This is a genomic window from Proteus sp. G4415 (assembly GCF_963896075.1).
GTDB lineage: Bacteria > Pseudomonadota > Gammaproteobacteria > Enterobacterales > Enterobacteriaceae > Proteus > Proteus mirabilis.
Map to the genome: position 1 here is coordinate 1 of NZ_CAWQOK010000127.1, position 8,230 is coordinate 8,230.

Here is an 8,230-nt window from a genome sequence, read left to right on the forward strand (position 1 = left end):
AAGCACTGCTATTCTTTTGCTCGCATTTAATGTGCAACTAATAATATTAAACTGCTAAGCAGAAAAGGACTTAATTGATAATGAAAATAAAACTACTTGCGACAGTGATGGTATCCGCGGCATTACTCTCTGGCTGTAAAAATCTTGATACTTCTATGTTAGCGCAATCAGGTACACAACTTTTCCAAGCGGCAACATTAAGTGATGACGATGTCAAAGCGCTAACTAATGATGCATGTAAAGAAATGGATGCTAAAAACAAAATTGCACCTGCAAATAGTAACTACACTAAACGCTTAAATAATATCGCGAAAGCGTTAGGTAATGAAGTTAATGGTACTCCAGTAAACTATAAAGTTTATCTCACTAAAGATGTCAATGCATGGGCGATGGCAAACGGCTGTGTGCGTGTTTATAGCGGTTTAATGGACATCATGACTGACAACGAAGTGGAAGGTGTATTGGGTCATGAAATGGGACACGTGGCATTAGGCCATACACGTAAAGCAATTCAAGTAGCACATGCCACTGTTGCGGCACGTACCGCGGCCTCTTCAGCGGGGGGAGTAGCAGCACAATTAAGTAGTTCCCAGTTAGCAGAAATGGGTGAAAAACTGGTTAATGCCCAATTCTCTCAACACCAAGAAACACAAGCTGATAACTTCTCTTACGATCTGCTGAAAAAACGCGGTGTCAATACTTCAGGCTTAGTGACTGGCTTTGAAAAATTAGCTAAATTAGGTGGTAGTGATTCAAGCATGTTTGATTCTCACCCACCATCAAAAGAGCGTGCTGACAATATTCGTAACCGCATTGCCGAAGATAAAAAATAAACTTTATCGCCCCTATATTTAACCATATGGGGGTTTTCTTTATGCTTTTTCCTTGTGGCGAAAACGATTTGCAACATCAGCTAAAAAGCGTTTAATTGCCAGCCTTTCATTTTGATCATACTGTTCAAATAAGGTTATCCATTTTGCCTGAGATTGTTGATGTAACAATTCATGAGTGTGAAACAGCTTTTCCCCTTCAGTAGTTAAAATAAAAAATATCTCTTTTTGGTTATCCGCTAATTTTATTTTCTCAATAGCGCCTTTACTCTGTAAGCGACGACAAATTTTTGAGACTGCCCCACGTGTCATTGCCATATAATCACTGATCGTTGTGAGGTTGCGCATACTCTCTTCACCAATACAATGGATCACATGAAGCTCTGTGAGTGAATAATTTTCTAACCCCTTCTCTGCTAATACTTTCTTATGACCTTCATCATTATTCGCTTCTTTTAAGTGCAACAATTCACTTAAACCATTAAGCAATTCCTGTGTGGTTACTTGCTGTCTTGTCATTTTGTTTCCTTGGAAAAAATATTTTAAAAAAATAATACCAAAACTATTTACAACAATCAAAATATCGCTATTATCTATTTTGTTTCCATGGAAACAAAACTAAGAGGCAATATAATGAAATTATCAATCCGTAGTCTGTTTTACCTTGTTTGCTTTAGCGCTTTATTAGGCTCTCTAGCACAAAATATTTATACTCCTGTGCTGCCATTGATCCAGCAGCAATTTAATACCACATTATCACTGGTTAACCTTACGGTATCAGCTTTCACTTTTGCTATGGCTGTTATGCAGTTATGTTATGGTTCATTGATTGATAAATGGGGCAGAAAACCTATTTTGCTCAGTGGGTTAACGATTTCAATTATCGGCGCACTTATTTGTATATGGGCTAATTCTATTAACCTATTAATTTTTGGACGAGTGATCCAAGCCATAGGTATCGCTGCCATCCCTGTTGTCGCAGCAACTATTTTAGGCGATCTCTATCAAGGGAATGAGCGTGCTAAAGCAATGGGAAGTTACCAAATGTTGCTAGCATTAGCACCAGCGAGTGGTCCTTTATTAGGCGGCTATTTAGCACAACATTATCACTACCAAAGTATTTTTGTTTTCTTAAGTATGGTGGGACTTGTTTTGCTGATTGCCCATCTGTTTTATTTACCTGAAACTCGCCCAGAACAAAAACAGTCCGTTAAAAGCTTATCTGCTATGCGACAAGTGCTCGCCGCCCCAGAGGGTAAATCTGTTTTTGTGATAAGTTTTATGGTGTTTTATAACTACTTCTGCCTATTAGTATTTTTACCTTTAATTGCTTTTCACCTTTATCACTTAAATAGCAGTGAAATTGGTGGGCTTTATGTTCCTATGTCCATTGCACTGGTGTTAGGCAGTTACCTTTACCGTAAGGTTTGTCATTTGTTTAGCGCTGAATATGGTGTGATCATAACTTCATGTATAAACCTTGCCATGTTGTCGTTATTTGCCCTATTTTGGCAAATCTCATTACCAATAATGTTAATATTAACGGTGTTATATGGTCTCTCTTTAGGATTAACTATGCCTACACACACGACCTTATTAACCAGCCACTTTAGTTCAGTAAGAGCAACGGCAATGGGTATTTATAATTTTATCCGCTACTGTGGTATGGCAGCAGGGCCTATGGTCGCAAGCTATTTTGTCACCGATAATCATTATCAATATGTCTTTTATTCTTGTGTGATCTTAACAAGTTTGGCATTGTGTTTTGCCATCAAAACGCTACTTTCCACATTAAAACAACAACGACAAACCACCGACTAACAGGACATTTGATGAAACTAACCATTGAAAAACTGCCGCAGCTTTCAGCACAAGATAAAATAGATTTAGGGAAAATTTGGCAAGATAGTGAGTACCAAATGGCACTCACTGCACCAATCACCACAGAGCATGCTCTTTTTGTCGCCCGTTTTAACGGGCGATTGCTAGCGGCTTGTCGTATAAAATACCAAGCAAAAACAGCGCTTATCAGTGATTTTATGGTAAGAGAAGTGACTCGTCGTCGTGGTGTTGGGCATTACTTACTAACACAATGCCTTGAAAAAAATCCAACCATTACACATTGGCAAGCTTTATTGAAAACAGGGCAAATCAACGATCCTGTAGCACAGGCTTTTTTAGCGCATCATCATTTTGCTACTTCATTACAGGCTGATACTTATGATTATTTCTGCAATGATAAAGCATAAAGCCTCGCGACATTATAAGCGGTTTCCTGTAAATTTTGCTCAGCATTATCAAAGGCTTGTTGTAAAGTGGCAACACCAGGCATGATAGAGAAAACCGCATCAATACCCTGCTGATGAACCACATCATAATCTGGTAAATAACCACCAACTAATGCAATCACTGGGCGATGGTATTTTTTAGCTAATTTAGCAACACCTATTGGGGTTTTACCTTGCGCCGATTGGCTGTCCATTCGCCCTTCGCCAGTTATGACCAAATCTGCATCGATTAACTGTTTTTCTAATTCAACAGCGTTAGCAACCAAATCAATACCTGGTGAAAGTGTTGCTTGCGTAAATGCCAGCAAAGGCAGAGCCAATCCTCCTGCTGCACCACTTCCTGCAATATTGATAAGAGTGCGTTGTGTCATTTTCTCAAGATAAGTACCAAAATGGTGTAGTGCGCTATCCAGTTGCTCAATATCTTGTTCTGTCGCCCCTTTTTGCGGGCCAAAGACTTTTGAAGCCCCCAATTCGCCACATAATGGATTAGTTACATCACAGGCGATCTCTATATCAACAGAGGCAAGTTTTGGATGTAGTTGATTGATATCTATAGAATGAAGTTGACTTAATGCATGTCCACCAAAAGGCAAAGATGTTCCAGACTTATCTTTAAGACCAAGACCGAGCGCTTGCATCATACCTGCACCGCCGTCATTTGTGGCACTTCCTCCTAAGCCTAAAATGATCTTTTTAACCCCCAAATCTAGTGCGGCACAAATTAACTCACCGGTACCATAACTCGTCGTTAAATTGGGATTGCGTTGAGATGAAGGGATAAGATGAAGACCTGATGCCTGTGCCATTTCAATCACGGCAGTAGTATTATCGCCTAACACTCCCCAAGTGGCTGTTACCTGTTTACCTAATGGATCACAAACTGGCGTTGTGATAAAACGACCATGGGTAGCATCAACTAATGACGTTACTGTACCTTCACCGCCGTCGGCCATAGGAATACAACAATAATCAGCATCAGGTAAATAACGTGAAAAGCCTTGTTTAATCGCCTCTGCCACCTCTTTGGCACTTAAGCTCTCTTTAAAAGGATCTGGGGCGATAACTATTTTTATCTCTTTCACGTCATGTTCTCCGCGTATAAAAAAAGCGATATATCAATATCGCTTTTATATCATACTCTACAATCAGAGAGGTTGGATTGGCTTTAAAATGTGATTAATCTTCAATCGCTAAACGCAATTTTTTCATCGCATTTTTTTCTAACTGGCGAACTCGCTCAGCAGAAACACCATATTTATCTGCAAGCTCCTGTAAAGTTGATTTATTATCATCTTCTAACCAGCGAGCGCGGATAATGTCTTGGCTACGTTCATCCAGTGTTTTTATCGCTAAAGTCAGTCGGTCAGCCGCATGGTTATCCCAGTTATCTTCTTCAATACCATCAGCAAAGTCAGAAGATTTATCTTCTAAGAATAGCACCGGAGCTACAGGATGTGAGTCATCACTATCATCAGCACTCATGTCAAATGCCATATCTTGTGCCGACATGCGAGATTCCATTTCACGTACATCGCTCTCAGAAACCCCAAGCTCTTTCGCGACTAGCTCGACTTCATCTTGGTTAAACCACCCTAAGCGTTTTTTGTTTTTTCTTAAATTAAAGAACAGTTTACGCTGTGATTTCGTTGTCGCGACTTTCACGATACGCCAATTACGTAACACATATTCATGAATTTCGGCTTTGATCCAATGCACGGCGAAAGAAACCAGTCTAACCCCAACTTCAGGGTTAAAGCGACGCACCGCTTTCATCAAACCAATATTACCTTCTTGGATAAGATCCGCCTGAGGTAAACCATATCCTGAATAACTGCGAGCAACATGAATAACGAAGCGTAAATGAGAAAGGATCAGCGTTTTCGCTGCTTCCAAATCGCCCTCGTAATGCAGCCGTTCAGCCAGTTCCTTTTCTTCCTCTGCCGTTAACATCGGATAGGAATTGGCTGCACGGATATACGCTTCAATGCTGCCTTGCGGAACCAATGCTAAGGATTGCATTTCTTTTGTCATTCAAATCCTCATGAAAATCAAATAGATAATTAATATTAATACTGTATGGTGAGCAGGAAGAACCTTCTAATAGTACTTAACAGGTCATCGTTGGTGGTAGATATTATGTTTTTACAACATTATTGACCAGCATAAAGACTAAAGGTTCATATCGCATCTATGTTTACATATCTTTGTACTTTACCAAGCAAACCGCAAATTCATCTATTAAAAATAGTACTCAATTCATCTAGGTTAAGTGTAGAACATTATTATGCCAAAGATAGGGGTTTGATAAAATGGCAAGGTTGCCATAATAATGCAACCCGCCATAATAAAAAGGAAAAAAGGGACTAATATGGCTATTCTGGTGTGAATTGACGTAAATGTTGCATGGTGGTCAACCAAGCAGCAAACCAGCCAATGGTCATCGAAACGAGGATCAAAATAACCGATTCATCAAAACCTAATCCAGATATTGAGAAAGTCGTTCCAAATACGGTCGCCGCTTGCGTAACGACATCAGATAACTTCCATACCAATAATGCAGAGAAAATAATCGCAAAAATAGCCCCGATAAAGCCGAGTACTAAACCCCAATTTAAAAAGGGGCGCATGATAAAGCCATCAGTAGCACCAATTAATTTCATCACATTAATGGTATCACGACGACTGAAAATATTAAGACGAACACTATTACCAATAACCAATAGCAGTGCCACAATCATTAAGCTACCGATCACCATTGCGATTTGTCCAACTAATGAGGTTAAAGTAGATAACCGAGTAAACCAGCTATCGTCCATTCTCACTTCGTCAACACCGGCAATATTTGCCACTGCATCACGCAAATTAACCATTAATTGCTCGTCATTAGGATCCATAACAGGAGTCACAATCGCGACAGCGGGTAATGGATTTTCTTCTAGCATATCTAATGCGCTACTAAATCCAGACCATGAGCGAAACTCCACTAATGAATCTTGACGAGAAAGATAATTAACCTCTTCAACTTTATCTAATGCCTCGATATTTTTTATCGTTGCCTGCGCTAAGCTGTCATCTAGAGATTTATCAAGATAGACCGTCAGTTGCGGAGTGGGATACCACTGCTCTGCGGCTGTTGATACATTTTTCCAGACAATGTAACAGATACTAGGTAGTGTTAATGAAATCGCTACTACCATCACCGTTAAGAAAGAAGAGAGAGGTTGGCGTAAAAAGTCGGCCATGGTATTACGCCATGCATAACGCCACTGCTCACGGCGTCCACCACGTAATGCTTTTGTTTTCGCTTTTGGTGTTGGCATTGCCTTACGGGAGTGTTTTCCTTTAGCCATTTTGTCCTCCCACCATACGCCCTTGACCTAAGGTTAGAATACGGTAATTCCTGCGCTCTACAAGTGTCATATCATGCGTTGCCATTAACACGGTAACCCCCACGCGATTAAACTCTTCAAACAGACGCATAATGCCTTCTGAAAGTTCACCATCAAGATTCCCTGTTGGCTCATCAGCCAATAACACCGTGGGTTTATTCACAACAGCACGAGCTATTCCCACTCGTTGCTGTTCCCCCCCTGAAAGCTGGATAGGGTAATTTTTCGCTTTATCAAGTAGTCCGACTTTATCCAAGGCGGCTGAAACTCGGCGTCGAATATCCTCTTCACTTGCGCCTGCAATAATCAAAGGTAGAGAGACATTGTCATAAACCGTTCTGTCCATCAGCAAATGGTGATCTTGGAAGATCATCCCTATTTGACGACGTAGAAAAGGGATCTCACTATTTTTTAGCCTACTGATATCATGACCAGCAAACCAAATAGCGCCATCACTTGGACGTTCTATGCCACAAATTAATTTAAGCAATGTACTTTTACCAGCACCAGAATGTCCGGTTAAAAAAGCCATCTCACCAGGGCGAAGATGAAAATCAACCCCCTGTAATGCTTGTCTTCCACCTAAATAAGCCTTGCTGACGTGTTCGAAGCGGATCATTACAACTACTCCTCGCGGGCAAACAGAGCCTCAATAAAATCGTCGGCCTTAAACGGACGTAAATCTTCAATACCTTCACCGACGCCGATATAGCGAATAGGAATACCAAACTGATCAGCGATAGAGAAGATAACGCCCCCTTTTGCAGTACCATCCAGTTTCGTCAAGGTTAATCCTGTCAGCCCAACCGTTTCATTAAACAATTTTGCTTGGCTAACAGCATTTTGCCCTGTACTGGCATCGAGTGTCAGCATCACTTCATGTGGTGCTTCCTCGTCTAATTTTTTCATTACACGGACGATTTTTTTCAGCTCTTCCATTAAATGAGATTTATTTTGCAATCGTCCCGCGGTATCCGCAATCAGAACATCGACACCTTTTGCTTGCGCCGATTGAATAGCATCAAAAATAACTGATGCTGGATCAGCCCCCGTATGCTGAGCAATAACAGGGATATGATTACGCTCACCCCAAACTTGTAGTTGCTCAACCGCCGCTGCACGGAAGGTATCTCCTGCAGCTAACATCACCGATTTACCTTCAGCTTGGTATTGGCGGGCTAACTTACCGATAGTGGTCGTTTTACCGACCCCATTAACTCCGACCATTAAAATGACAAAAGGTTTTTTACCTTCAATATTTAATGGCTTATCCACTTTATTTAAAATATCGCCCATCTCTTCACGCAACTTACCATAAAGAGATTCAGCATCTTTGAGATCTTTACGACTAGCATGCTGAGTCAAACTGTTAATGATCTTCCTAGTGGTATCCATTCCCACATCGGCAATTAACAACTGCTCTTCTAACTCTTCGAAAAGCTCGTCATCAATTTTCTTACCGCGGAATAGCCCCATAAAACCGGAGCCTAAATTTTGTCGTGTTTTTAATAATCCCTTTTTCAAGCGAGAGAAAAAGCCTTCTTTTTTCGGTCTCTCTTGCTCTACGGGTTTATCGACTAATACCTCTTCGCGTAACGCGACAATATCTTCCGCTTCGGCTTGTGCTTGTGCAATACGCGCTTTTTCTTCAGCTTCAGCTTCTTGGCGTGCTTGTTCAGCTTCAAGTTGCGCTTGACGTTGAGCTTCTTCTTCGGCTAAA

The 8,230-nt window shown here is 40.8% G+C and carries 9 protein-coding genes; 3 read left to right on the forward strand and 6 right to left on the reverse strand.

Translation table 11 applies throughout. The features are described from left to right. Positions 1 to 80 precede the first annotated feature (80 nt). Positions 81 to 833: a M48 family metallopeptidase gene (locus AACU95_RS13680; protein WP_004245378.1), complete on the forward strand. Its 753-nt coding sequence runs from the start codon at positions 81 to 83 to the stop codon at positions 831 to 833. A 39-nt stretch (positions 834 to 872) separates the two neighbouring features. Here AACU95_RS13680 and AACU95_RS13685 read toward each other — a convergent pair whose 3' ends face one another. Continuing rightward, positions 873 to 1,349: a MarR family transcriptional regulator gene (locus AACU95_RS13685; RefSeq protein ID WP_017628211.1), complete on the reverse strand. Its 477-nt coding sequence runs from the start codon at positions 1,347 to 1,349 to the stop codon at positions 873 to 875. A 114-nt stretch (positions 1,350 to 1,463) separates the two neighbouring features. Between AACU95_RS13685 and AACU95_RS13690 the strand changes: the two genes are divergently transcribed. Both AACU95_RS13690 and panM read left to right on the forward strand, forming a co-directional pair. Continuing rightward, positions 1,464 to 2,651, forward strand: coding sequence for an MFS transporter (locus tag AACU95_RS13690; protein WP_049207493.1), 1,188 nt, complete (start codon positions 1,464 to 1,466; stop codon positions 2,649 to 2,651). An 11-nt stretch (positions 2,652 to 2,662) separates the two neighbouring features. Then, positions 2,663 to 3,079 carry an aspartate 1-decarboxylase autocleavage activator PanM gene (gene panM, locus AACU95_RS13695; protein ID WP_049207491.1) on the forward strand — a complete coding sequence of 139 codons (417 nt, stop codon included), beginning with the start codon at positions 2,663 to 2,665 and terminating at the stop codon, positions 3,077 to 3,079. Here panM and AACU95_RS13700 read toward each other — a convergent pair. The 5 genes from AACU95_RS13700 to ftsY form a co-directional block, all read right to left on the reverse strand. Next, on the reverse strand, positions 3,055 to 4,203 hold the full coding sequence (locus AACU95_RS13700; RefSeq protein ID WP_141192276.1) for a glycerate kinase: 1,149 nt from the start codon (positions 4,201 to 4,203) through the stop codon (positions 3,055 to 3,057). The two genes, panM and AACU95_RS13700, sit on opposite strands and share 25 nt — an antisense overlap. Positions 4,204 to 4,297: 94 nt before the next feature. Further along, entirely contained in the window at positions 4,298 to 5,152 is an 855-nt protein-coding gene (gene rpoH, locus AACU95_RS13705; RefSeq protein WP_004245383.1) for an RNA polymerase sigma factor RpoH, read from the reverse strand. Positions 5,153 to 5,493: 341 nt separating this feature from the next. After that, positions 5,494 to 6,471, reverse strand: a complete 978-nt coding sequence (gene ftsX, locus AACU95_RS13710; RefSeq protein WP_004248880.1) for a permease-like cell division protein FtsX — start codon at positions 6,469 to 6,471, stop codon at positions 5,494 to 5,496. After that, on the reverse strand, positions 6,464 to 7,129 hold the full coding sequence (ftsE, locus tag AACU95_RS13715; RefSeq protein ID WP_004245385.1) for a cell division ATP-binding protein FtsE: 666 nt from the start codon (positions 7,127 to 7,129) through the stop codon (positions 6,464 to 6,466). The genes ftsX and ftsE overlap by 8 nt, the downstream gene beginning before the upstream one ends. Positions 7,130 to 7,134: 5 nt before the next feature. Then, a partial coding sequence (gene ftsY, locus AACU95_RS13720; protein WP_161737092.1) for a signal recognition particle-docking protein FtsY occupies positions 7,135 to 8,230 on the reverse strand: 1,096 nt, incomplete at its 5' end.

Excerpts from the sequence above, each read along its gene's own strand:
- ftsX (WP_004248880.1), bottom strand. The coding sequence starts at position 6,471 with ATGGCTAAAGGAAAACACTCCCGTAAGGCAATGCCAACACCAAAAGCG.
- AACU95_RS13685 (WP_017628211.1), bottom strand. The coding sequence starts at position 1,349 with ATGACAAGACAGCAAGTAACCACACAGGAATTGCTTAATGGTTTAAGT.
- panM (WP_049207491.1), top strand. The coding sequence starts at position 2,663 with ATGAAACTAACCATTGAAAAACTGCCGCAGCTTTCAGCACAAGATAAA.
- AACU95_RS13680 (WP_004245378.1), top strand. The coding sequence starts at position 81 with ATGAAAATAAAACTACTTGCGACAGTGATGGTATCCGCGGCATTACTC.
- AACU95_RS13690 (WP_049207493.1), top strand. The coding sequence starts at position 1,464 with ATGAAATTATCAATCCGTAGTCTGTTTTACCTTGTTTGCTTTAGCGCT.
- rpoH (WP_004245383.1), bottom strand. The coding sequence starts at position 5,152 with ATGACAAAAGAAATGCAATCCTTAGCATTGGTTCCGCAAGGCAGCATT.
- ftsE (WP_004245385.1), bottom strand. The coding sequence starts at position 7,129 with ATGATCCGCTTCGAACACGTCAGCAAGGCTTATTTAGGTGGAAGACAA.